The sequence below is a fragment of the Microbacterium sp. NPDC076768 genome (assembly GCF_040687205.1).
Lineage (GTDB): Bacteria > Actinomycetota > Actinomycetes > Actinomycetales > Microbacteriaceae > Microbacterium.
Genome location: NZ_JBFBMU010000005.1, coordinates 1 through 24464, shown reverse-complemented (window position 1 = coordinate 24464; position 24464 = coordinate 1). Strand labels below are relative to the sequence as shown.

General features: G+C 64.2%; 14 protein-coding genes and 2 pseudogenes. 11 read left to right on the top strand and 5 right to left on the bottom strand.

Going from position 1 to position 24464, the window contains the following annotated elements; translation table 11 throughout:
• Nucleotides 1-113: 113 nt before the first annotated feature.
• The 8 genes from AB0O87_RS15130 (at nt 114) to mobF (ending at nt 16451) form a co-directional block, all read left to right on the top strand.
• Nucleotides 114-305: a helix-turn-helix domain-containing protein gene (locus tag AB0O87_RS15130; RefSeq protein WP_363517720.1), complete on the top strand. Its 192-nt coding sequence runs from the start codon at nt 114-116 to the stop codon at nt 303-305.
• 127 nt (nt 306-432) lie between these two features.
• Nucleotides 433-1188, top strand: a complete 756-nt coding sequence (locus AB0O87_RS15125; protein WP_363517717.1) for a hypothetical protein — start codon at nt 433-435, stop codon at nt 1186-1188.
• Nucleotides 1185-1742 carry a BREX protein BrxB domain-containing protein gene (locus AB0O87_RS15120; RefSeq protein WP_363517714.1) on the top strand — a complete coding sequence of 186 codons (558 nt, stop codon included), beginning with the start codon at nt 1185-1187 and terminating at the stop codon, nt 1740-1742. Before AB0O87_RS15125 ends, AB0O87_RS15120 begins: the two co-directional genes overlap by 4 nt.
• Complete coding sequence (gene brxC / locus AB0O87_RS15115; protein ID WP_363517711.1) at nt 1739-5194, top strand: BREX system P-loop protein BrxC; 3456 nt, start codon at nt 1739-1741, stop codon at nt 5192-5194. The genes AB0O87_RS15120 and brxC overlap by 4 nt, the downstream gene beginning before the upstream one ends.
• A 2-nt stretch (nt 5195-5196) precedes the next feature.
• Entirely contained in the window at nt 5197-8388 is a 3192-nt protein-coding gene (locus tag AB0O87_RS15110; protein ID WP_363517709.1) for an N-6 DNA methylase, read from the top strand.
• On the top strand, nt 8385-10718 hold the full coding sequence (pglZ, locus tag AB0O87_RS15105; RefSeq protein ID WP_363517706.1) for a BREX-1 system phosphatase PglZ type B: 2334 nt from the start codon (nt 8385-8387) through the stop codon (nt 10716-10718). Before AB0O87_RS15110 ends, pglZ begins: the two co-directional genes overlap by 4 nt.
• Nucleotides 10715-12772, top strand: a complete 2058-nt coding sequence (gene brxL, locus AB0O87_RS15100) for a protease Lon-related BREX system protein BrxL (RefSeq protein WP_363517703.1) — start codon at nt 10715-10717, stop codon at nt 12770-12772. The genes pglZ and brxL overlap by 4 nt, the downstream gene beginning before the upstream one ends.
• A gap of 121 nt (nt 12773-12893) precedes the next feature.
• Entirely contained in the window at nt 12894-16451 is a 3558-nt protein-coding gene (mobF, locus tag AB0O87_RS15095; protein WP_363517700.1) for a MobF family relaxase, read from the top strand.
• A gap of 65 nt (nt 16452-16516) precedes the next feature.
• On the opposite strand, the gene AB0O87_RS15090 is transcribed toward mobF, so the two are convergent.
• Nucleotides 16517-17521, bottom strand: a complete 1005-nt coding sequence (locus AB0O87_RS15090) for a DNA-processing protein DprA (RefSeq protein WP_363517698.1) — start codon at nt 17519-17521, stop codon at nt 16517-16519.
• Between the two features lie 130 nt (nt 17522-17651).
• Nucleotides 17652-18821 carry a transposase family protein gene (locus AB0O87_RS15085; RefSeq protein WP_363517695.1) on the bottom strand — a complete coding sequence of 390 codons (1170 nt, stop codon included), beginning with the start codon at nt 18819-18821 and terminating at the stop codon, nt 17652-17654.
• A gap of 381 nt (nt 18822-19202) precedes the next feature.
• Between AB0O87_RS15085 and AB0O87_RS15080 the strand changes: the two genes are divergently transcribed.
• Both AB0O87_RS15080 and AB0O87_RS15075 read left to right on the top strand, forming a co-directional pair.
• Nucleotides 19203-19493, top strand: coding sequence for a sulfate permease (locus tag AB0O87_RS15080; protein ID WP_327036970.1), 291 nt, complete (start codon nt 19203-19205; stop codon nt 19491-19493).
• Between the two features lie 249 nt (nt 19494-19742).
• Nucleotides 19743-20513, top strand: a pseudogene (locus AB0O87_RS15075) (IS256 family transposase); the annotation flags it as partial.
• 78 nt (nt 20514-20591) lie between these two features.
• On the opposite strand, the gene AB0O87_RS15070 reads toward AB0O87_RS15075, so the two are convergent.
• The 3 genes from AB0O87_RS15070 to AB0O87_RS15060 are packed head-to-tail and all read right to left on the bottom strand — an operon-like array spanning nt 20592 to nt 23736.
• Nucleotides 20592-21581, bottom strand: coding sequence for a tyrosine-type recombinase/integrase (locus AB0O87_RS15070; RefSeq protein ID WP_363517690.1), 990 nt, complete (start codon nt 21579-21581; stop codon nt 20592-20594).
• Nucleotides 21581-22519: a tyrosine-type recombinase/integrase gene (locus AB0O87_RS15065; RefSeq protein ID WP_363517687.1), complete on the bottom strand. Its 939-nt coding sequence runs from the start codon at nt 22517-22519 to the stop codon at nt 21581-21583. Before AB0O87_RS15065 ends, AB0O87_RS15070 begins: the two co-directional genes overlap by 1 nt.
• A gap of 26 nt (nt 22520-22545) precedes the next feature.
• The gene (locus AB0O87_RS15060; protein WP_363517684.1) at nt 22546-23736 is read right to left on the bottom strand and encodes a tyrosine-type recombinase/integrase; all 1191 of its coding nucleotides are present in this window, start codon (nt 23734-23736) and stop codon (nt 22546-22548) included.
• Nucleotides 23737-23863: 127 nt separating this feature from the next.
• Between AB0O87_RS15060 and AB0O87_RS15055 the strand changes: the two are divergent.
• Nucleotides 23864-24334 (top strand): annotated as a pseudogene (locus AB0O87_RS15055) (transposase); the annotation flags it as partial.
• Between the last annotated feature and the right edge of the window lie 130 nt (nt 24335-24464).

Sequence of the window (24464 nt, the reverse complement as noted above, 5' to 3'; positions counted from 1 at the left end):
GATGTCGCGCGGGGCAGTAATCCGGTTCACACCCGGAAAAACCCTACTCAACCCGCTGTCACTCCGATATCATCGGGAATGTCGGCCTGAGCGGGTCGAGATGGAGGACTTACGTGACCGAGCCGTGGCTGTCAGCTGACGACATCGCTGTTCATCTTGGCGTCACCAAGGACACCGTCTACACCTGGATCGCTGAGAAGGGCATGCCCGCCCACAAGATCGGACGACTGTGGAAGTTCCAGGCGAGCGAGGTCGACGACTGGGTTCGAGGCGGCGGCGCAACGACGGGAGAGGGCGACTCGTGATTGCGCGATTGTCGGAGGCTCCTGGTGCAGTGGGCTCTGTGAAGCAGGGTGCCACATTGCAAGGTGGAGTCCCAAATCTGTTGAAGAGTGATCCACTATCTGTGTGCGAGGGGGTGAATGTCGAGAGATGACGAGTTCTGAAACTGCTGGGAACAGCTTTGCCCTCGGTACGCTCCGGACGACCGCCAGCCACACAATCGGCGTTTCCCATCTCGTGGAGCTTCTGCAGGAAGTGCCGTTGGGCGCTCCCGCGGAGCGGTACCGTGAGGCCGTGGTCGATGGCAACGTCCTCGGGCGCCCAACACAAGCGGGGAGGCTCCGGTCGTTCCGCCACCTGCGAGAGTTGTACTTCCTCGACCCGGGTCGCACGGAGTTCACTGCTTTGCGGCACTTCTGGGATCTCGATCGCTCGTCTCGCCCGCTCCTGGCCGGGCTCTTGGCTTTCACCCGAGATGAGGTGTTCCGCGCTTCCTTTGGTGCGATCGCTGACCTGCCTGCGGGGGCGAGTGTTACCTCGGCTGATCTCACCGCAGCCATAACAGCACAGTTCGGCAGCGCGTTGTCGGAGTCAACACTCGGAAAGACCGGTCGCAACACCGGTGCCTGTTGGACCCAAACCGGCCATCTTGCCGGGCGCGCCAAGAAGATTCGCACTGCCGTGAACGCCCAACCGGCAGCCATCGCCTACGCCGCTTACCTGGGGCACCTGGCGGGCGGGCGCGGGCTTGGCGTCCTCGATAACCCGTGGTCTCAGATCCTTGAAATTGCTCCCGGCCGTTCCTTGGATACGCTGCGCAACGCGCACACCCAGGGACTCCTCGACCTGCTCGTAGCGGGCAACGTGGTTGACGTGTCGTTCCCTGCCTTGGGCGGTGTGGCATGAGTCGTGTCTCCGATCTCGTCGATGCCTACAGAGCCGAGTTGTCCTTGACGTGGAAGGACAACGTTTCGGGTGGTGAGCGCGTCTGGATGCTCGTCTACCCGCCGGACCTAGAGCGGCAAATGCGGCACTCGCTGCCGAACCTGGGGCTGGCGACGACCCAGGCAGGCCACGACTGGATCGTCCTCGATGTCACCGACGACTTCGGGCACTGGTTGTCGTCACACCGGCACGCGGAGGCGTTCTACGAGGAGCCGAGCGACCTCACGCAGTCGATCCTCGATCAGTTCGAGACGACACTGGTCGCGCGAATCCGCCAGACACTTGAAGCGGCTCCCGCAGGCGCCGTCGTGTCGCTCGTCGGTATCGGCTCGATCTTCCCGTTCTTGCGTGCGTCGAACGTGATCAAGTCCGTCGATTCTGCTGTCGCCGGCCGCCTCCTCGTGCTCTTTCCGGGACTTCACGACCCGGAGACTCACTCATTCCGCTTGCTCGACGCGCGCGACGGGTTCAACTACCGCGCCCGCGTCATCGATCCTCAGAAGGACCTCACGTGACGATCAACAATGACCTGTTTATTCGGCACCCGCTGAGCTTCGAGATTCCGAACGACGGTGTCACCAACGTCGACCGTCCCGAGGACTCCAACCAGTGGGATGTCCTCAAGTACGAGCTCGAGAGCTTCGTCTCGGAGGGCGAGTACGAGCACGGCCTTCAGCGCATCCTTGACTCGTACGTCGGCCACCGGAACAGGACGACGCAGCCTGCCGTGTGGGTCTCGGGCTTCTACGGCAGCGGCAAGTCCCACCTCGTCCGTGTGCTTCAGCACCTGTGGGCAGACACGAGCTTCCCGAACGGTGCGACCGCACGGGGCCTGACCAACATCCCGCAAGGCATCCAGGACCAGCTGACGGAGCTGACCACGCTCGGCCGCCGGGATGGCGCCGCACCGTGGGCAGCCGCAGGTGCGCTCGACCGGAGCGGCGACACCCTCAATTCGGTGTTCCTCTCCATCGTCCTCGGGGCGGCCGGGCTGCCTACGCGAGTCGCGCCCGCCCAAGTGGCTCTCTGGCTTGCGGGCAACGGGCACCTCGTCGCCGTCCGCGACCACATCACGACCAACGGTGGGGACTTCATCGAGGAACTTGGCGAGTACAACCTCAGCGCGAGGCTCGCGAACGCCATCCTCGCCTCCGACACGGAGTTCGCCGCATCAGCCAAGGACGTGCGAGCCGCGCTTCGCAGCCAGTTCCCGCCGGACACGCGGTCGTTCTCCACTGACGAGACCGTCGCGCTGCTCAAGAAGATCCTTGAATACGTCGGCGATGGTCAGATCCCGCCGTCGTTGATCGTCCTCGACGAGGTGCAGCAGTACATCAGTGGCGACGGCGGCCGCGCTATGGAGGTCCAGAACCTCGTCGAGTCGGTGTCCCGCGAACTCGATGGTCGCGTGCTGCTCGTCGCCACGGGCCAGCAGGAGTTGACGGCGGACTCGACACTCCAGAAGATCCAGGACCGTTTCACCGTCAAGGTTGTGCTCAAGAATCAGGATGTCGATGCCGTCGTCCGTCGTGTGCTGCTGAGCAAGGAGCCTGCGAAGAAGTCGGGTCTCGACAGCACCCTCGCGTCGGTCGCTGGGCAGATTTCCCGGCAGCTCATCGGAAGCAAGATTCAGCACACCGCGGAGGACGACAAGGACCTCGCCGAGGACTATCCGCTGCTTCCTGTGCGGCGTCGATTCTGGGAGAGCGTGCTCCGCCAGGCCGACGCCGGCCGCGCCGGACAGCTGCGCTCCCAGCTCCGGATCGTGCATGAGGCGAACCGTAAGGTTGCGCCCGAGCCACTGGGCACGGTGGTTGGTGCGGACTTCCTTTACTCCCAGAAGAATGAAGACTTGAACGGCGCGGGGCTGCTCCTCAAGGAGACGCAGACGCTGATCCACGAGCAGTGGCAGAAGAACGCCCTGCGTGGTCGCGTCCTCGGCCTGATCCATCTCATCGGTCTCCTCCCGACCTCGGGGCATGGGGATATCGGCGTGCGCGCCTCGGCAGACCATCTCGTCGACCTGCTCGTCGAAGACCTCGCCCGTGATGGCGACAGGCTTCGGCAAGAAGTGCCTGCCGTGCTCGAAGCGCTCGCCGCGGAGGGCATTATCCAGCAGGACGGCGAGGAGTTCCGTCTTCAGACGAAGGCGGGCCGCGATTGGGACGAGGCGTTCCGCAGGCACCACGCCCAGGTCACCGACAGCGAGGTGAGCACCGAGCGCGATTCGCTGTTGCTCTCAGAGGTCGGTCGGTCGCTGCCCGCTTCGATCCAGCAGGGGCGCGCCAAAGAATCGCGCAAGCTTGCCCTGCACGCCGATGCGTCGCTCCCGCCCGACTCCGAGGCGATCCCGGTGTGGCTCCGCTCAGAGTGGGACGAAGGAATCACGGCGAAGCAGTTCGATGAGGCCGCCCGCAGCCTTGGCGTCGACTCGCCGATCATCCTCGTCCACGTTCCGCGACTCCAGGCCCCCGCATTCGCAGCGGCGGTCCGCAACAAGCTCGCTGCACAGCGAGTGATCGACCAGCAGGGCATTCCTCAGGACGATGAGGGCAAGCAAGCCAGAAGTGCGATGCAGACCCGCCTCAATCGCGCGACGGACCAGGTGAACGCCCATGTCCGCGACGTCACCTCCAAGGCGAACGTTCTCCTTGGCGGCGGGACGGCACCCAGCGGAGTCAGCCTGCGCGAACGGATCGAAGCTGGCGCGCAGGACGCCGCGACGCGGCTCTTCCCGCGGTTCGCCGAGGCAGACGACAATCGCTGGCCGCAGGTGATCGCCAGGGTCAAGAGCGGGTCGGCGGCTGATGCCCTCAAGGCCGTCAATCACGACGCCGACCCTGAGCAGCATCGCGTCATCAAAGAGGTACTCAGCCACATCGGCTCGGCTGGCACCTCCGCGAACGACGTCGAGAAGGCCGTCACCTCGAAACCGCTCGGCTGGCCGAGGGACGCGCTCATGGCTGCCCTCGGTGTGCTTCTCGACACCGGGGTGATTCGAGCGACGCTCAACGGCAGTGAAGCAACGACTACCGACGTACTCAAGCAGACCCGCCTCGGCAATGTGCAGCTCCGCCGTGAAGTAACAGTTCTCAAGCCTGCCGAGAAGATTCAGGGGCGCCAGGTGCTGAGCACCCTCGGGTTCCCGACCGACAACGATGGACTCGTCTCGGCGGTCGAGCAGGCCGTGAAGTCGCTCGTTCAGCGCGCGAAGGACGTGAGCGGACCGGCGCCGCTCCCGGACATCAGCGTCCCGAGCAACATCCAGGTCATCATCAGCAGTTCCGGCAACGACCGAGTGCACGCTCTACTAGGCGCGAAAGACGAACTCACGAGTTTCAGCGACATGCTCGGGGAGTTTGAGGGCCGCAGCAAGAGCCGAACCACAGCCTTGGCGCTCGCACGCTCACTCGCCACCTCCTCTGCCGGATTAGAGACCGCGTTGACCGTACGCAACCGCCTCGACGCACTGGTCGCAAGCCGTGATCTGCTCGCCGACGCCGACCCTGTCGCCCCGATAGTCAAGGACCTGGCTGACGCGCTTCGCGACGCGATCCACTCAGCCGCGGGCGCGTTGAGGGACGCCCGCAAGCAGGCTGTCGAAAGCCTCGAAGCGCAGTCTGTATGGAAGCCGCTTGAACAGGCGCAACGCGCGTCGCTCCTCGCGGACCATCACCTCATTGCGGAGCCGGAGCCCAACCTGGCCGATCCATCGGCTGTACTGGCGGCGGCGCAGGCGCGACCTCTCCAAGGGTGGACCGCCGAACTGGACGCGATCCCGCAGCGTGCTTCTCGCGCTCTGGAGGCAGCCCTGCGGCTCACGACTCCTGCGGCGACGACCGCCACGGTCACCGTCTCGACGGCGAGCCTGAGTAGCTCGGTCGAGGTCGAGCGGTACATCGACGAACTGCGGACGCAGCTTCTCGAAGCCCTGAGCAGTAATGACACCGTAGTGGTGAAGGGCTGATCATGACCGAGGCCACGATTACTGTCCTGAATACCGACCAACGGCGATTCCTCGATGCTCAGACGCAACGCGCCCGCGAGGCGGCACAGCGCGCAGCTGAGGATGCCCTGCGCGCACTCGCGGTCGGTGAGCTGAGCCGGCCTGCCTATCTGAGCGAGGAGCAGAACGGGCTTCGCCTGGCGCTTCGGGACAAGGGCCGGCAACTCGGTGACGACACGTCGCGAACGGGAGCAACCCTCACAAACCTCGTCCATGACGTCGCCTATGAACAATGGCACCGCTTGCTGTTTGCGCGCTTCCTGGAGGTCAACGAGCTCCTGCGACACCCCGAGTACCGCGACATCCCGTTGTCGTTTGAGGACTGCGGCGATTTTGCGCCCGACCTCGGCGAGCCCGACGCGTGGGCGGTCGCCGCTCGCTTCGCGTCGGAGATCCTGCCCGGTGTGTTCCGCCTGACCGATCCTGCGGTGCAAGTGCGGCTCGCGGCCGAACACCGGGACGCGCTGGAGCGCCTCCTGCTGGAGATCCCGGCAGAGGTGTTCACGACCGAAGATGCGCTGGGCTGGGTCTACCAGTTCTGGCAGACGGCCGAGAAGAAACGGGTGAACGACTCTGGCGTCAAGATTGGTGGAGCCGATCTGTCTCCCGTGACGCAATTGTTCACCGAGAACTACATGGTCCGCTTCCTGCTGGAGAACTCGCTCGGCGCATGGTGGGCAGCCCGTCACCCCGAGTCGCCGCTGGTCGATACGTGGGAGTACCTCCGCCGCAATGAGGACGGCACTCCCGCCGCGGGCTCGTTCAGCGACTGGCCCGAGCATGCGGCCGACGTCACCGTGATGGACCCCTGCTGCGGCTCGGGCCACTTCCTCGTTGCCATGTTCGGGATGCTCTGGCGCATGCGCGCCGAGGAGGAGGGGCTCACACCGGCCGAGGCACAAGACGCCGTCATTCGCGACAACCTTCACGGCCTCGAACTCGACCCGCGCTGCACCCAGATCGCGACCTTCAACGTCGCGCTGGAAGCGTGGAAGCAAGGCGGGTTCCGCGAGCTTCCCTCTCCGCAGGTCGCTTGCTCTGGCGTGCCGGTGCGCAGTACTCGCGAGGAGTGGGAGTCGTTGGCGGGGAGCAACGACGTTCTCCGCTCCGCCATGTCTCGCCTCCATGGTGTCTTTCGTTCTGCCGAGTCCTTGGGGTCCTTGATCGACCCTCGGCCGGCCCGGGAACGGAGTGCGCTATTTGGGGCAGACGGTGGCATCGGAGTCGAGTGGCCCCGATTGCGCGCGCTCCTGGCGGTGGCGGTGAAGGCCGAGTCTCAGGATCAGACCGTCCTGGGACACACCGCCAATGACATCCTGCAGGCGGCTGAGTTGCTCGGCGGTTCCTACACGCTAGTTGCGACGAACCCGCCGTACTTGCAGCGGAATCGTATGGACGAGCCCCTGACGGCGCACATCGACGCCTTTTACCCGCTCGGCCGTTCGGACATCGCGACGGCGATGATCGAACGTTGCTTAGATCTGCTTGATGCAGGCGGCACGATAGCAGTCGTCGCTCCGCAGAACTGGCTGAGCCAGACTACGTACACTGATTTCAGAGAGCAGATTCTGACAGAGCGTTCAATCGACCTTGTGGCTCGTCTTGGAGAGGGCGCCTTTACCAGCTCCGCTGCCGCAGGTGCCTTCGTTGCGTTGTACCTGATTACAAACTCAGTGGGCGAGATGATCCAGTTTCTCGACGCTCATGAGCCGCGTCGACCGGAGGAGAAATCTGCGGTACTGCGCGAAGGCGCCTTCATTTCTGTCCGTTCGAAGGATGCTTTGGCGGCTCCAGATCACAGGGTTTCCACGACAGTCTTCACCGGCACTTTGCTTGGTGACTACGCAGATGCATATCAGGGGATCAAAACCGGCGACGATGGGCGCTATCGACGGTACTTCTGGGAAGTTGAGGATTGGGGCAAGTGGAGCCTCTTCGTGAGTTCAGTCGATGACACCGTGGACTATGGCGGACGGTCGTATGTAGTCGACTGGCGCGGCGGGAGGGGGCCGATGGTCGACAGCTCGGGGTCTCGCATCGTTGGCAAGTCTGCCTGGGGTAGACGCGGTGTGCTTGTGAGCCAGATGCGGGAGCTTCCAGTGTCTCTCTACTTTGGAGAGTTGTTCGACACGAATGCCTCACCTGTCATTCCGAAGAACCCGGCAGATCTCCCAGCCGTGTATGCCTACCTGTCCTCCGAGGAGTATTGCCGGGACGTGCGCCGCATTGAGCCGGCACTAAAGGTGACGAACTCCACTCTTGTCAAGGTGCCTTTCGATATAGATCGATGGCGCGCTGCCGCGGCGGAAGCCGGCCTTCTGCCCTCGGCGACGACGAATGACCCAGCGCAGTGGGGAATCTCAGGCTCGGTAGGAGATTCGAGCGAGCCTCTTCAGGTTGCGGTTGCCCGTGTGCTTGGTTATCGCTGGCCCGAGCACACCTCCGTGGAACTGGACTCTTACGCGGACGATGACGGTATCGCCGCGCTGGTGGCGCTTCCTGGCGAACCTGACCTCGTTACGCGACTCCGCGAAGCTCTTGCCGTTGCGTACGGCAGCGAGTGGTCGAGTACAACCGAAAGGAGACTGGTTGTAGAGGCTGGTGGCAAGAATGGCAGGCTCGAAGACTGGCTCCGCGACTCGTTCTTCGCACAGCACGTCAGGGTCTTCGACAATCGGCCGTTCCTTTGGCACATCTGGGACAGTCGCAAGGACGGGTTCTCGGCGATTGTCAACTATCACAAGCTCGACCGGCGGACGCTGGAGAAGCTGACCTTCACGTCGCTCGGATCGTGGATCGACCGGCAGAAGCACGAGGCGCGCGCGGAGCGAGCAGGTGCAGATGCGCGCCTGGCCGCAGCCGAGGATCTCCAGCGCAGGCTCAAGCTCATTCTCGACGGGGCACCGCCCTACGACATGTACGTGCGGTGGAAGTCCATGGCCGAGCAGCCGATCGGTTGGGAGCCTGACCTTGACGATGGTGTCCGCCTCAACATCCGGCCATTCGTGACCGCCGGCGTGCTCCGGTCGAAGGTCAGCGTCCACTGGAAGAAGGACCGCGGAACGAATCCCGACGGATCCGAGCGGCACAACGACCTGCACCCGACACTCGATGAGCGCCGTGCAGCCCGGAAGGCTGCGGAGGCAGCCGAATGACGCTTGTCCGTGCCATAGTCGCCAAGGCCCTTCGTGATGCCGGGGCCTTCAACGCGGGGGCGAACTTTGCCCCAGCAGCTGTTCTGTGGGCCGACCCCGAGCGCACATGGGAGCCGGTGATCCGCAGCCTTCAGGAGGCGGTGCCCATCCTCGTTCTCGGCGAGTACGACCCCGCAACTGCGCAGGGCCCGGCGCTCTGGCTTCGAGCCGTTCTTGCCTCACCCGAGTCTGCGGAACTACCGTCTCATCTTGCCGGACGCGATGAGCGCAACCCGTGGGTGATCTATCTGCCTGGAATCAGCCGAAGTTCCGTGGCCGAGGCATCGGCTCTCAACGACTCGCTCGCGCCGCTCGCCGAGGTCGCGATCCGCTCCAATTGGTGGCCCTCCGCTCACGGCCAGACGCCGTGGACGCCGCACTCGTTCCTCTCGTCAAAGCAGGGTGCCGGGCTGGACATTGCTGGTGACGCCGCGACAAAGGCGGCCCTCACGCAGGTGCTGGACAAGTTCTTCTTCGAGGACATCGATGACCTCAAGCGCATGGGGCGTCTCGACTCGTCGCGCCTGCACCACCTCGTGCTCGATGACTCGGTGCGCACCCTCCTTGAATGGATGGATGATCCGGTCAGCGTGCGAAGCTCACTTGAGGGCGCGCGATGGCAGGCACTCATCGCCTCCTGCAAGTCCGTCTACGGTTTCAGCCCTGAGAAGGACGGCGCGCTCACTGCGGCCAGCAAACTCGGAAGCCGGGCTGGCGAGTGGAGTGCGGTTTGGCAGCGGTTCGCGGAGAATCCCGCCCGCTATCCGAACATCGCCAACCTCCTCGATCAGGCACGCCCCTCTGTCGTGCCGCTATTTGGAGACACCGACCCGCATCCTGGTTCGTGGCCCTCATGGAATCGCGACCAGGAGGAGGCCTTGCGGACTGCACTCGGTGCGCTCGCGACTCACCCGAACCCGGGCGATCGAGTCAAGGACCTCGCTGCCGCACACGCGGCGCGGGAAGACAACGTCTGGGCGGCCCTCGGGCAGGCACCGCTCGCTCGGGCCGTAGGTCACCTCGCCGAACTGGCAGACCGCGCGGCGACCGCTAAACCTGCGACAGACCTCGAGACTCAGGTTGCCTGGTACGGCGATGAGGGCCACATGATTGACGATCTCGCACTACGAGCGATCTCGGCGGCCAAGACCGCGCAAGACCGGGCCGCAGTGGCCATTGCGCTTGGCGCGCTCTACGATCCCTGGGTCGACGAGTCGGCGCGGGCTTTCCAGAAGGCGGCAGTGACCAATTATCACGGGCGAACCGGCCTCGACATTGGAACGGGAACTGCCGTCGTCTACGTCGACGCGCTTCGCTTCGACCTGGCTACACGTGTGGCTCGGCGGCTGTCACCGCTTGACGCCGCCGTAGAGACTCGGCTGGCCGCATTCCCCAGCGTGACGCCGACCGGGCAGCCGGCGGTTGCCCCCATCGCGATCACCGTGGGCGGCGGGACCGCCTTCGACGCGGCCGACGACCAGGGCCGATCCCTCAAGGGCGCGGTCCTGCGCTCGGCACTCGCGAGTGCAGGTGTTCAGTTCCTTGAGTGGGACGCCGCCGAGGTCGGCGACCCGAGCGGAAAGGCATGGACGCAGACGAACTCGATCGACTCGCTCGGCCATTCGCACGGACACGCGCTCGCGGACCTCGTCGACCAGCAGCTCGACCTCGTTGCAGAGCGCGTTCGAGGGCTGCTCGATGCGGGGTGGCGGAAGGTCGTCATAGTCACCGATCACGGGTTCCTCTTGCCCGGCCAGGCAGCGCAGAAAGTCACCCTGTCGTTGCAGGTTACGGAAGGGGACGCGGCGCGCAAGCCGCGTGTGGCTCGGTTGAAGGCCGCAGCGGCGCGCCCGGACTTCCCAATCCTGCCCTGGACCTGGGACACGTCCGTCGACATGGTGAGCGCGCCAGGAGCCGCTGCGTTCGAGGCGGGCCGCCTCTACGAGCACGGTGGTTTGAGCCTCCAAGAGTGTGTGATTCCGGTCGTCACGGTGACGCGCAGCGATACGGCCGTTGCGCCCGTCCAGGTTGAGGCCGTCCGGTGGACCGGACAGCGATGTCGCCTCGACTACAGCCCCGCGGAGGCCGACATCGTCGCCGAGATCCGGCTCCGCCCCGCCGACGCGTCAAGTGTCGTGGGCGGCCCGAAGTCGCCCGCGGAGCCGGGCGAGGTCAAAGTGCTCGTCGATGAGGAACTTGCCCCCGCTGGGGCTGTCGCGTGGGTCGTGCTTCTCGACCCGAACGGTGGGGTTCTGGCCCAAACACAGACCAAGGTAGGAGGCGCCGAATGACCGAGGCGATCACGCTGGATGAGATCGACGAGACCGCAGCATCGGCCTTCGAAGGCTACGTCGTCCGCAAGGATCTCGCGCAGCAGTTCAAGGGCGCTTACCCGGTCCCTACGTATGTGGGTGAGTTCCTCATCGGGCGCTACTGCGCCACCACCGATCCCGAGGAGATCGAAGAGGGTCTCCAGGTTGTGCGACGCCTGCTCGCCGACCGCACCGTGCGCGCAGGCGAAGAGGAGCTGTTCAAGTCGCGCGCTCGCGAGCGCATGACGATCAAGCTCATCGACCTCGTCAAGGCTCGACTCGACGCAAAGTCGAACGCCTACGTCGCCGAATTGCCGAGCCTTGGGCTCCGCGACGTGCGCATAGACGACGCCGTCGTCCGCGACAACGAGCGCATGCTCACGGGTGGCTTTTACGCCGAGGTTGACCTGTTCTATGACGCAGCGATCGCGGAGGAGAACAACGGCAAGCCCTTCGCCATCGGCTCGCTGCGCCCGATCCAGCTCTCGACTCGTGACACGCTCTCGCGCCTGGCCGACGGACGCTCACGGTTCACGACCCAGCAGTGGAAGCACCTGCTGCTTCGATCGGTGGGATTCGAGCCCGCGCAGCTCAGCGACCGCGCGCAGGACGTGCTGCTGCTTCGAATGGTTCCGTTCGTGCAACGAAACTTCAACATGGTGGAACTGGGACCGCGTGGCACCGGCAAGTCGCACCTGTTCCAGCAGGTATCGCCGTATGCGCATCTGATCTCAGGCGGCAAGGCGACCGTCGCCCGCATGTTCGTGAACAACGCGACTGGGCAGCGCGGACTCGTCGCGCAGTACGACGTGGTCTGCTTCGACGAGGTCTCCGGCGTCTCCTTCGATCAGAAGGACGGCGTCAACATCATGAAGGGCTACATGGAGTCGGGCGAATTTTCCCGCGGCCGTGAGTCCATCCGTGCCGACGGCTCGATCGTGTTGGTCGGCAACTTCGACGTTGATGTCGCTCATCAGCAGCGCATCGGCCACCTGCTCTCGCCCCTGCCGCCGGAGATGCGCGACGACACCGCGTTCATGGATCGCATCCACGCCTACCTGCCTGGCTGGGATGTCCCGAAGCTCAATCCCACGTACTTCACCCACCACTTCGGACTCGTGAGCGACTTCCTCTCCGAATGCTGGTCGCGACTCCGGGACCAGTCGCGGCTTACGTCGATCCAAGGTCGCGTGAACTACTCCGACGCGTTGTCTGGCCGTGACCTCTCTGCGGTGAACAAGACTGTCGACGGGCTGCTCAAGCTGCTGTACCCCGATGCGGAGTCCGCCATCTCCGACGAGGACCTCGAATGGGCGGTGCGCATCGCGCTGGAGTCCCGTCGTCGCGTCAAGGAGCAGCAGCGGCGTATCGGTGCCGCCGAATTCCGGAACACGCAGTTCGGCTACCGCCTCGGTGAGGGCGTCGAGCAGTTCGTCTCGACCCCCGAGCTAGCGAGTCCTGACTCGATCGGCATCGACCCGTTGCCGCCAGGTCAGGTCTGGGCCATCTCCGAAGGCAGCGGTGATGCCGGCCCCGGACTCTACCGGATTGAGGCGGCTGACACCCCCGGCTCGGGCGCACGTGGGTTGCTCAACCAGGCCGCGCCTGCCACTCTCCGCGAGAGCTTTAAGGTCGCCGAGCAGAACCTCGTCGCCCAGGCGAGGCAACTCGTGGGCGACCGCGACCCCCGTGAGCATAACCTCACGGCTCAGGTCCGAGCCCTCGATGCTGCCAAGACCGGAGCCGGTCTTGGGCTCCCGATCCTTCTCGCACTGGCCTCCGCGATGCTTCAGCGGTCGGTACGTGGCGGGTTGATTGCGGTTGGCAACCTGTCGCTCGGCGGCGGGGTCGAGACGGTACTGAACGCCGCGGCGCTCGCTGAGCACGCGATGGAGAAGGGCGCCTCCGCTTTACTTCTGCCGGTGTCCGCGCGTCGTCAACTCCTGGATGTCAGTGACGAGGTCGCGACGAAGGTCTCATTCATCTTCTATAGCGACGCTAAGGACGCGCTTCTCAAGGCGCTCGACGAGTGATCTGCGCATCCTGAACTCCCACGCGTCTTGCAGATCGAGGTCGCGACAACTCGCGTGTGATTTCTGAAGTCTCCGCTCCTGCTTGTTTACCTCCTCCTTAATGGAGGGAAGGTGAGCTGCGGTGACGGTGTCGATGCGTGTGATGTCGGCGGGCGACGGCTACAAGTATCTGCTGCGCACGGTGGCTGCTGGTGACGGCGATCGGGACCTTTCGACCCCGTTGACGAGGTACTACAACGCAGACGGCACACCGCCGGGGCGATGGATGGGCAGTGGCCTCACAGCCCTTGGAAGCGGGCAGATCCACGAAGGTGATGAGGTCACCGAGGCGCAGCTTCAGCTGCTGATTGGCATGGGTCGTGATCCTGTCACGGGCGAGCCGCTTGGGCGCGCGTACCCGGCTTACAAATCGGCGGCTGAGCGGGTTGGTGAGCGAGTCAGTGCGCTCGATCCGGAGCTGGGTCCTACCGCTCGGGCCCGAGCAGTCGCGGCGATCGAGGCGGAGGAATCCGAGCGTGGCACTCGACGAGCAGTGGCCGGGTATGACTTCACCTTCTCCATCCCGAAGTCCGCCTCCGTGCTGTGGGCAGTTGCTGACGCAGGGACGCAATCTCTCGTCGTCAACGCACACCATGCGGCGGTTGCAGAGGTGGTTGCGTTCATGGAGCGCGAGGTTGCAACCACTCGTGCCGGTGCAACCCCTGGGGATGGTGCCGTTGCGCAGGTCGACGTGCGTGGGTTGATTGCGACAGCGTATGACCATTACGACTCACGCTCGGGCGACCCGCATCTGCACACGCACGTCGTTATCAGCAACAAGGTGCAGACGGTGCTTGACAACAAGTGGCGAAGCTTGGATGGGCGCCCTCTCCACGCTGCGACGGTGGCGCTCTCTGAGTTCCACGAAGCGGTGTTCGCGGATCACCTCACGCGGCTCTTCGGCGTTGAGTGGGAAACGCGTGATCGCGGACGGGACCGCAACGCGGCATGGGCCATCGCTAAGGTCCCTGAAAAACTCGTGTCCGAGTTCTCGTCGCGTTCGCGCTACATCAATGAGGAGAAGGATCGTCTCATCGCTGCGTACATGGAGAAGCACGGCAGGCAACCCTCCAGCGCGACGATCATCAAACTACGTGCCCAGGCGACGCTCGCGACAAGACCGGAGAAGGAGATCCATTCGCTGGCTGAACTCACCACTCAGTGGAGGCAGCGGGCGGGCAACATCCTTGGTGGTGATGCAACAGGCTGGGCACGTGAGGTCACAACGAATAACGCGCCGTTGCTTCTTCGCGCGGATGACTTGCCGCTTGACGTCGTTCGTGGGCTGGGGGAGAGCGTCGTGGGCACGGTCGGGGAGAAGCGTTCGACCTGGCGCCGGTGGAATCTCACTGCCGAAGCTGCCCGGCAAACGATGGGGTACCGTTTCGCGAGCACCCGCGATCGTGAAGCGATCATCGGCATGGTTGTGGATGCTGCTGAGGCTGTGTCGATTCGACTCACGCCGCCCGAACTGGCATCCAGCCCTGCCGTCTTTCGCAGGAGCGATGAATCTTCGGTGTTTCGGCCGAAGAACTCCACGGTGTTCTCGTCTGGTGAGTTGCTCGACGCCGAGGAGCGCCTGCTTCAACTCGCGCACACAACGACGGGGCCGACGATCCCACTGGCCACGGTTGAACGTGTCACGCGGAAGCCTGACCGCGAGGGGTTGGTGCTCGGGGAAGACCAAGCGTCTGCGCTGACGAAGATCGCTGTCTCCGGTCGTGTCGTTGATCTGCTCGTCGGCCCGGCTGGCGCCGGGAAAACGACCGCCATGAACGCACTACGCCGGGCATGGGAAAAGGAACACGGTCAAGGATCCGTCGTCGGGCTTGCGCCCTCGTCGAGTGCGGCACAAGTGCTCGCCGAGGATCTCGGTATCGCAACCGAGAACACGGCGAAGTGGTGGCAGAATCACCTGCGAGAAGGTGAGACCTTTCAGTCGGGCCAGCTCGTCATCGTTGACGAGGCGTCACTCGCGGGGACGCTGTCGCTGGACCGGATCGCCCAGCTCGCTGCTGAGGCTGGGGCAAAGATGCTCCTGGTCGGCGACTACGCACAGCTCCAGGCGGTCGACGCGGGCGGTGCATTCGGACTACTCACCCACGACCGCGATGACGTGCCCGAACTCGTCGACGTTCACCGCTTCACGCACGACTGGGAAAAGCGTGCGTCTCTCGATCTTCGCCACGGTCACGCCGAAGTTATCGACACCTACGACGCGTGCAATCGAATCGTTGACGGTGACACCGAAAGCATGATCGATGCGGCTTACGCCGCATGGCGCACCGATCTCGTCGCGGGGCGCGCAACGGTTCTCGTCTCCGACTCCAACGAATCCGTGACCGCGCTCAATAACCGCGCGCGGACCGATCTCATCCTCGACGGAACTGTCAGCGGGACGCGCGAATCAGAGCTGCACGATGGAACCCATGCGGCGTGCGGAGATATCGTCATCACTCGCCGCAATGACCGCCGCCTGCTGGCAGGGCGAGGCTGGGTGCGCAACGGGGATCGCTGGAGCGTCGTCGATGTTCGACGCGATGGATCGATGCTGGTTCGACGGGCTGGAAGTTCCTGGGGGACCAGCGTTCTTCTGCCAGCCGACTATGTAGCTGAGTACGTCGAACTCGGCTACGCCGTGACATCCTTCCGCGCGCAAGGCCTCACCACCGATACTGCCCACGTGCTCGTCGACGCGGCCATGACCAGGGAGACGCTCTACGTGGCGATGACGCGGGGACGTGACGCCAATATCGCCTACGTGGCCGTCGATACGCCCGACACTTCCCACGATGGTCGGCATCCCGGTGAGAACAATGAAGTCACCGGCCGCAGTGTTCTCGGCGGCGTGCTCCAGCACGTCGGCGCGGAACTCTCCGCGCATGAAACGATTGCCGTCGAACAAGAGGTCTGGGGAACGATTGCACAGCTCGCCGCCGAGTACGAGACGATCGCTGCGGCAGCGCAACGCGATCGGTGGGCCGCCCTGGTTCGGGCATCCGGCCTCACTACCGAAGAAATGGATGAGGTCATTGGCTCGGATGCGTTCGGCCCTTTGACCGCAGAGCTGCGCCGAGCTGAAGCCAACCATCATGACCTGGCCAGTGTGCTCCCGCGTCTTGTCCGTGCGCGCGGCTTTGGGGATGCGGACGACATCGCTGCGGTCATCCGTCACCGACTGATAGCGGCGACTGCTCAGCCCGCTGGATCGGGGCGTTCACGGAAAGTGGCCAGGCTCATTGCCGGGCTCGTGCCCGAAGCGATGGGGTCGGTCGCTGATGACATGCGTCAGGCGCTCGATGAACGTCGTGACCTCATCACGCAGCGAGCCGACGCAGTGCTCGGCAAAGCCATCGCAGATGATGCGCAATGGATCGCGTCACTCGGTGAAGCTCCCGCTACTGCATCGGGGCGTGAGAGGTGGCAGTTGGCGGCGCGGACGATCGCCGCGTATCGCGACCGATACGCCGTCACGACGCCGAGCCCGCTTGGGCTCCGACCCGAAGCCACGGCGCAGCGAATCGATCACGCAAGGGCCGAAGCAGCACTCACCGAGATCCGCCGTTTGAGCGCCGCGGCCAAGGTTGTGCAGTCCCATCGTGAGCCGTCTGAGCGGACTTCGGAGGGGCGGGTGCTCTGACCGCTGCCCAGTCACGCCGGTACACGCTCGTACCGCCAAGAAGCCGCGCTGAGGAAGATGGGCGATTACAGGCCGCGTGAATCGGGTGAGCGACGATCACACGCTGCAGCGATGCGAAATGCTCGTGATAGCTCCGCGTTGCGGTCGTTGCTCTTGTCCTCGTCAGCGAGTCGAAGAACGTCTCCGGAACCTGTGAGCAAACGGGCGCGTCTGTCTTGAATAAGGATGTTGGAGCCATAGCTGGCGGCACTCGTCACGGGCCCAGGAACCGCACCGACTGAGCGCCCAAGCTCCACCGCTTCGTCGGCGACACGCAGCGATCCTGACCGCGCCCCCGCCTCAACGATCACCGTCGTCGAGGAGAGCGCGGCCATAATCCGGCCACGATCGAGAAAGCGCTGCCGCGTTGGTGCAACACCCGGTGCAACCTCAGAAACGAGGAGACCTCGTTGCTCAATACGCGCAAACAGATCCGCGTGTCCAGCAGGGTATGCGCGATCGACCCCACCCGCGAGGACTGCAATCGTTCTTCCACCGGTCGCCAATGCCGACCGGTGTGCGACTGCTTCGATACCGTAGGCACCGCCAGCGACAACGACACGGCCACTGAGCGCGAGGTCACTGGCGAGTTCAATCGCCATGTGGTCCCCATACGCGGTGGAGGCGCGCGCACCGGTCAGCGTGATGCGGTCGGCGAGAGGCTTGGCCAGCAGCGCAGTCTCGCCACGCGTCCAAAGTGCATATGGTGTGCGTGCTCTGAGATCGTTGAGGGCGACTGGCCAATCCTTCTCACCCGGAATCAGGACCCGGAGGCCTTGTCGCTCGAAGGTCGCCATCTGTGTGGCCAAGGTGTCGGCGCTGCTCACAGTGTGCAAGCGTTCGCGCCATACTGCCGCTGCGATTTGGTCGAGGCCGGGCACGGTGCCGTCAGCATCAGCGAAGCGGAGCAGTTCTACGGCACCGACTTGGCCGAGGAGAAGACCCGTCGACGGATCATTCGGTGCAGCCACGAGCGAGAGAACGGTACGCGCGCTTCGCTCGTCGTGTCCGAGGGAAGAGAGGGAAGTCATCGTAGGGCTCCTTCACAGCAGTCATCACCGTGAAGGTGCACAGATCCGCCCCGAAGTGCCTCATGTCAATATGCCCGCGAGATCTTCTCCGTGCCTCAGTTGAGAATGCCCGCGAAATCCGAGGGTCAGTTCAGCTCGCTTTGCGGAGTGTGACGCCGCGTGCGGTATCGGGGAGTGGTTTCGCGAGGGTGGCTTCGAGGTCCAGGGTTGCGCGCTTGGCGATCGCGACGAGCCGGTCCTGAAGGGACTGGATGCGGCGGGCGAGCTCGGCCGGGTTGAGCTTGTCGCGATACTCGAGCAACTCGCGTTCCTGGACGGGCGAGAGGACACCGGCATCGAGGAGCCGCTGGAACGGTGTTCTCGGCTTGTCATAGATGCGGCAGCGGCGGCCGATCTTGTCGGTCTTCCAGTCGATGGGCTTCTTCGTCGGGGTGAAGTAGTTCAACCGGTCGTTCACGACGGGCCAGAGCCGGTTCAAGACCATGAGTGCGTCAGCGTTCTCGTAGCGCCAGTAGAAGCCGTAGCGGCGGACGAGGTGGTTGTTCTTGGACTCGATCGTAGCCTGGTCATTCTTCTTGTAGGGCCTGGACCGGGTGAAGAAGATCTTCCGGTTCGCAGCCCAATCGATCACGTCGTAGTTGATGAACTCGCCGCCGTTGTCGAAGTCCAGCCCGGTGACCTCGAACGGGATCGTCTCGACGGCGAGAGTGAGCGCGGCGAGGATGTGGACGTGGGCGTTATTGCGCGTCGAGCGCGGGAACGTCCGCCCCGTGCGCATATCTGTCAGGTTCAGTGTCCGGCAGAACTCGCCTTTCAGTGTCGGCCCGCAGTGCGCGACCGTGTCGCCCTCGAAGAACCCCGGCGTATCTTCGACCTCATCACCGGCCTTGCGGACGGTGATCGAGTTCCGCAGCAGCGGCGACGGTTTCGTCGTCGAAATGCCCCGCAACGAGTCTTTCGCCTTCGCCGGCGCGAGGTAGCGGTCGATCGTCGCCGCCGACATTCCCAGCAGTTCCTCCCGAACCTCGGCCGAGTAGCGGCTCCTCCCGAATACGAGCTCGCCATGGCGCTCCAGTGCGGCCAGGAGAATCTCCATCACGGCCGCGAGATACTTCCCGCACTGCCCGCCGCTGAACGCCCACACCCGCTGCAGCGTCTTCGTCGCGTCATACGAGAACTTCCGCGGCCTCGGCGCCCGCGACTTCCTCACCGACCGCGGGCCCGGCTTCGCCGCTGCGGACAGACGACGCCTGGCATTATCGCGCGACCAGCCCGTCACCGCGACGACCTCGTCAAGCAACCCACCGCGAACCCTCTTCGACGCCCGCGCATACGCGCGAGCATACTTCTGCGTGATCTCGACCCGAGTGGCCACACTCAACTCACATCCCATGCCCCATCATCACGCCCCCACGAATTTCGCGGGCATTCTCACGTGAGGCACGACTCGCGCTTCGCGGGCACTTTAAGTGAGTCTCGTCGCGCCCTTTCCTATGTCGTTGGTTCGGCGTACCCTTGGCAACAGGCGACACACTCAATGTTCGCCATCGCCCGCGCGATGGCATGACGGCCCAGGGCAGTCCTCCAAGGTTCAACGTTGCCGAGCCACGAGAGGACCGTTGTTTTGCTTCGAATCATCTGGGTTATCAGCATCCACCTCCGCAACTTCATGCGCAGGTACATGCCCACGAACATCCTGCTCGACGTGATTCGCACCCGCCGCGGGCTCAAGTGGGGCGTGCCTGCGATGCTTCTCGCCGTCCCGTATCTCTTCGCCGCGAGCATCTGCACAGCTCTGATCGACGGGGGAGCGTCCCGCTGGCTCTACGTCGTTGCCCTTGTCTGCATCTGGAACGCGCTCAAGTTCATCGTGATCGGGCCGGTCTCAGCCGTGATCCTTCTTAGGGCAAGGAATGCGGAGCGCCGGAGCAGGCGACGTCAGCCACGCACAACCAGTGCACAATGGGCGTGAAGGGCGACGGGCGCACCAAGAGGATGGCAACCACCGACACATGCATCCGGTGGTTGCTGATGGCGCAGAACAGCGGCCGTTAGGGGATCTCAGGCCTTCCTAGCGTATTGCTGGCGCTTCTACGAGGGTGACGTCCCGTGGAGTGGTGGAGATTCCGATGAGGTCGCCTGCGTCGTAGACGTGGGTGAGCCATCGTGCGATGGCCAGTGAGAACTGTCTAGGAATCTCAACGTAAGGACACAAAGCACGATGGCTCTTGACCAGTCTGCCCTCCTCGAGCTCCTCGGGGAACTGAAACTCACCGATGTCACCGACCGGATCCGGGTCGCGACCGAAACGCTCTATCAGGAGCTGATCGATGCGGAAGCGGCCGCGTTCATCGGCGCCGGACCGTTCGAACGAACTCCGGAACGAACAACGCAACGCAACGGCACTCGCCCGCGAACTCTGACTACGACCGCGGGGGAACTGGATCTGCGGATCCCGAAGCTTCGACAGGGGTCATTCTTCCCGTCGTTGTTGGAACGACGCCGCCGCGTCGATCAGGCCCTGTTCGCGGTCGTGATGGAGGCCTATGTTCACGGCGTCTCAACGAGGAAGGTCGATGACCTTGTGAAGGCGCTCGGCGCGGACACCGGCATCTCGAAGTCCGAGATGTCACGAATCTGCGCGAACCTTGACGAGGACGTTGCGGCATTCCGTGACCGACCGCTGGCCGACACCGCGTACACGTATGTGTTCCTCGACGCGACTCACTGCAAAGCCCGCGTCGGCCGGCGGGTCGAGTCCCAGGCCGTTGTCGTCGCGATCGGTGTCGCCGCGGACGGGCGGCGCGAGGTGCTGGGCTTCGAAGTCGGCGAGACCGAGTCGCAGCCGTTCTGGACGAGTTTCCTGCGTTCGTTGAAGGCCCGCGGGCTCGGCGGGGTGAAGCTCGTCATCAGCGACGCTCACACTGGTCTGATCTCCGCGATCGAGACCGTCTTCGCTGGCTCCGCATGGCAGCGTTGTCGAGTGCATTATGCCGATGTTCGGATTATGCCGATGTGGGCGATGGATCCCTTCTTTGGCGCGGGTCCTGTGCTGGCAAGGTCGGCATAATCAGAGTGCTTCGAGCCAGGCGATCAGGTTGTCGGGCGGCCGATATTGGGTGTCTCGTCCGTCGGGTGTGCTGGTTCGAGCGAGTGCGTTCTCTTTCAATGTCATGTCGGCGTGCAGGTAGATCTGTGTGGTGTCGATGTTGACGTGTCCGAGCCAGAGCGCGATCACGCTGGTGTCGACGCCGGCGTGCAGCAGCCGCATCGCGGTGGTGTGTCGCAGCACGTGTGCCGTGATCTTTTTGCCTCGCAGCGATGGGCAGGCGGTGCTCGCTTTTGTGGTGTAGTGCGCGAGACGGTGCTCGATCGCATCGCGGCTGAGTCGGTTGCCACGACGCGTTGGGAACAACGCGGCGTCTGGCTGGCCGTGCTGTTCGGTGATCCAGTCGCGCAGGACGGCGGTCGTGGCGCGTGTGAGCGGGGTGATCCGGTCCTTGCGGCCCTTGCCATGACAGGCGACGTGTGCGGCGGCGCCGAGGTCCAGGTCGGCTGGGGTGAGACCGATCAGTTCCGAGACTCGCAGCCCGGTCTGGACGGCCAACAGCAGAAGCGCGTGGTCGCGCCTGCCGGTCCAGGTGCCGGTATCGCAGGCTGCCAGCAGCGCATCGACCTCATCTTCAGTGAGGTAGTTGATCAACGCCCGGTCGAACCGTTTGGGTGGAATAGCGAGCACGCGGGCGATGCTGTCGGCATGTTCGGGATGGGCGAGGGCCGCGAACCGGAATAGCGAGTGGATCGCGGACAGCCTGGCGTTGCGGGTGCGGACACTGTTGCCGCGCTCCTGCTCGAGATGGTCCAAGAACCCGCCGATCATCGGCGCATCAAGCTCGCCGATATCCAACCGGGACGGTGGGACGTGGGTGCGGGCGGTGACGTAGCCGAGCAGCAACCGTATGGTGTCGCGGTAGGCGGCTATAGTGTGATCGCTCGCATTGCGTTGCCGGATCAGCCGGTCCGTAAAGAACGCCTGCAAGGTGGGGGCCAGCGCGCTCATCACTGGGCCCCCGATTCGCCGGTCAGGTGCGCTTCGAGCCGTCGCCCGGCCAACGCCATCAGCTCCGGCGCTGCGGACAGATACCAGTAGGTGTGCCGGGGACGAACGTGGCCGAGCCAGGTGGACAGCAGCGTCAGCCGGACCTGCCCGTCTTCACCGGCCGCGTAGGCATCAAGCATCGTCCGGACCGCGAAGGTGTGTCGCAGATCATGGATACGAGGACGGCATGACGCTGCCCGTTGCATCAGACCGATCTGTTTGACGAGCCGGTGGAATGTGTTGTGAACGTTGCAGTAGATCAGCCGAGTCCCAGCGGTGGAGACAAAGAATGCCGACGTCCCAGTCGGGGGTGCCGACTTGTCGCGCAGTTGCCGGTAGGCGCGCAACGCCTCGATCGTGCTGGGGTGCAGGGCCAGCTCCCGGGTCTTGCCGAACTTCCCGAACCGGATCGTGAGGCGACCCTCGGCAAGGTCAACGTCGCGACGATCCAGTCTGATCGCTTCCCCGATCCGGATTCCGGTCACCGCGAGCAGCCCGATCAGCGTCGCGATCGTCGCGCGACGCAGCGGAGTGCGTAACATCACGGCGGCCGCGATCAACTCCGCGATCTCGACGTCGGAATATAGGTAAGGAGTGGCGCGGATCGGTCGTTGTGCCAGGAGGCCGGTGGCCGGGACCTCGTGGACCGGGTCGATCGCATGTAGGTAGGTCGCGAAGCAACGAACCACGCAAAGCCGATAGGCCCGCCAGTTCGATGATCCACTGGCGGGAAGCTGTGCCCAGGCCAGTGCGCCCGCGACAGTGATGACCGTCTCGTCAAGGTGTTCAAGATGGTCCAGGAATTGATTCAGCAGCTTCTCTGGACGCTCCAGCCGGTAACCCAGTGCGCGGCGCAGCGTGAGGTAGTCAGCGAGATGCTCCCGCAGTAGCCCGGTCATGAGACACCATCCCGGGTCACGATCGGTCAGGCTCTGGCGAGCACGCTCAGCGCGTCCCGGTCAACCTTCGCGTAGATCGCCGTGCTCAGCAGGGACCGGTGTCGCAGCACCTGGCCAATCTCCGGCAACGAGCTGCCGGAGCGGAGCATGACGGTCGCGGCAGTGTGACGCAGCCGGTGCGCGTGGATCTTCCCCAGCCCCGCGCGCCGCGCTCCATCGAACACAATCATCGTGATCCCGCCGGTAGTCAACTCCCGCATCGGCGCATGCACTCGAACGAACACGCAGCGTCCTTCGGCCGCGGCCGGACGGCCGTCCTGCAGATACGCAGTGATCGCTTCTCCGACGTCGTCTGGCAGTGGCAGCCGTTCACCCCGGTTGCCTTTCCCGATCACGGTGATCACCCCGCGGCGCCAATCGATGTCATCGAGCCCGAGCCGGGCGACCTCACCAGCGCGCAATCCCAGCCTCGACAGCAACAGCATCACCGCGTAAACCCGTCGGCCCGTCGAAGTGCACCGGTCACAACTGGCCAGTAGCCGATCCAGCTGAGCAGGCTCCAACCCTTTCGGGAGATTCGACAGCCGCCACCCGGCCACCGCCGGCACCGCGGTGTCGAGCGGCGTCGGAAGCTGACCGGTCAGATGCAACCATCGCAGCAACGAACGCAGCGCGCAGACGATCAATTTCGCCGTCCCCGGCGCCCGGCCCGGGCAGACTGCTCGTATGTATCCGGTGACATCGGCCGCCGTGATCCCGCCCAGATCAAGCACGTCGCCGTGCACGCGAGTAGCAACGAACGGGCGCATTTTATCGACGTAGCCGCGCACTGTGCCCTCGGTCAGACCGCGCTCGACAAGCAGATACTGGCGGTAACTAGCCAGCAACTCCTCGATCGGACCCAGCAGAACAGGTTCCGCAACTGGCAGGACTCCCATCGGCGTCAGATAGATGAGCAACGGCGCAAGCGCCTTCATCGACAGGTATTGCCGATACCCAGCCGTGCGCCGCTGCTCGAGATATCGTCGCAACACCGGCGCGGTCAACCCGTCCACGCCGACACCCTCACCAAGCATCCAGCGATCCAGATGAGCAACAAAACACACATGCTGATCCGCGGAGCTCTGCGCGTAACCCTGCAGAAGCAACTCCTCTGCGAACCCCGCGGCGAACCGCTCCAGTGGGCCACGCACGAACGAACGCAACACCTTGACCATGACTTCTCCTCTCTCAAAGAACAGATGAGAAGAGCATCGATCAGATCACAGGATTATGCCGACCTTGCCAGCACAGGACCCGCGCCAAAGAAGGGATCCATCGCCCACATCGGCATAATCCGAACATCGGCATAAGGTGCACTTCATGCGCAACGTGCTCTCGAATGTTCCGAGAACATCAGGACCGATGGTCGCGTCCATCATCCGCACGATCTTCGCGCAGTCGGACACCGAGCACGTCTTCGCGCAGTTCCACGAGGTCGTGCGCATGCTGACACGGTCACACCCAAGGATCGCGGACATGCTCGAAGACGCGAAGAATGACATCCTCGCGTTCTGCGGGTTCCCGCAGCAGCACTGGCGACAGATCTGGTCCACGAACCCTTTGGAACGCGTCAACAAAGAGATCAAACGCCGCACCGACGTCGTCGGCACGTTCCCGAACCCCGCCGCGCTCCTGCGCCTGGCGGGCCACGTCCTGATCGAGCAGCACGATGAATGGGACGGCGCCGACCGCCGCTACTTCTCCGAGCACTCCATGAAACTCCTCACCACCACCGACGAGGAGGTGGCGACCCCGGAACTCAACGCGGCATAATCAAACCAGCTGGCCCGCACGGTGTCGAGAAACTCCACAGAGATGATGGATTCGGCTCTGGTGCCGGCGTGACTCGAAATTACACGGACGCCGTTTGCGGTTGTCTTTTTGTGGATCTGTCCGTCGACGC

Bases quoted from the DNA above. Each gene is read 5' to 3' on its own strand.
- AB0O87_RS15070 (WP_363517690.1), bottom strand. From the start codon at position 21,581: ATGAGCGCGCTGGCCCCCACCTTGCAGGCGTTCTTTACGGACCGGCTG.
- brxL (WP_363517703.1), top strand. From the start codon at position 10,715: ATGACCGAGGCGATCACGCTGGATGAGATCGACGAGACCGCAGCATCG.
- pglZ (WP_363517706.1), top strand. From the start codon at position 8,385: ATGACGCTTGTCCGTGCCATAGTCGCCAAGGCCCTTCGTGATGCCGGG.
- AB0O87_RS15080 (WP_327036970.1), top strand. From the start codon at position 19,203: ATGCCCACGAACATCCTGCTCGACGTGATTCGCACCCGCCGCGGGCTC.
- AB0O87_RS15120 (WP_363517714.1), top strand. From the start codon at position 1,185: ATGAGTCGTGTCTCCGATCTCGTCGATGCCTACAGAGCCGAGTTGTCC.
- AB0O87_RS15065 (WP_363517687.1), bottom strand. From the start codon at position 22,519: ATGACCGGGCTACTGCGGGAGCATCTCGCTGACTACCTCACGCTGCGC.
- AB0O87_RS15110 (WP_363517709.1), top strand. From the start codon at position 5,197: ATGACCGAGGCCACGATTACTGTCCTGAATACCGACCAACGGCGATTC.
- AB0O87_RS15060 (WP_363517684.1), bottom strand. From the start codon at position 23,736: ATGGTCAAGGTGTTGCGTTCGTTCGTGCGTGGCCCACTGGAGCGGTTC.
- AB0O87_RS15090 (WP_363517698.1), bottom strand. From the start codon at position 17,521: ATGACTTCCCTCTCTTCCCTCGGACACGACGAGCGAAGCGCGCGTACC.
- AB0O87_RS15125 (WP_363517717.1), top strand. From the start codon at position 433: ATGACGAGTTCTGAAACTGCTGGGAACAGCTTTGCCCTCGGTACGCTC.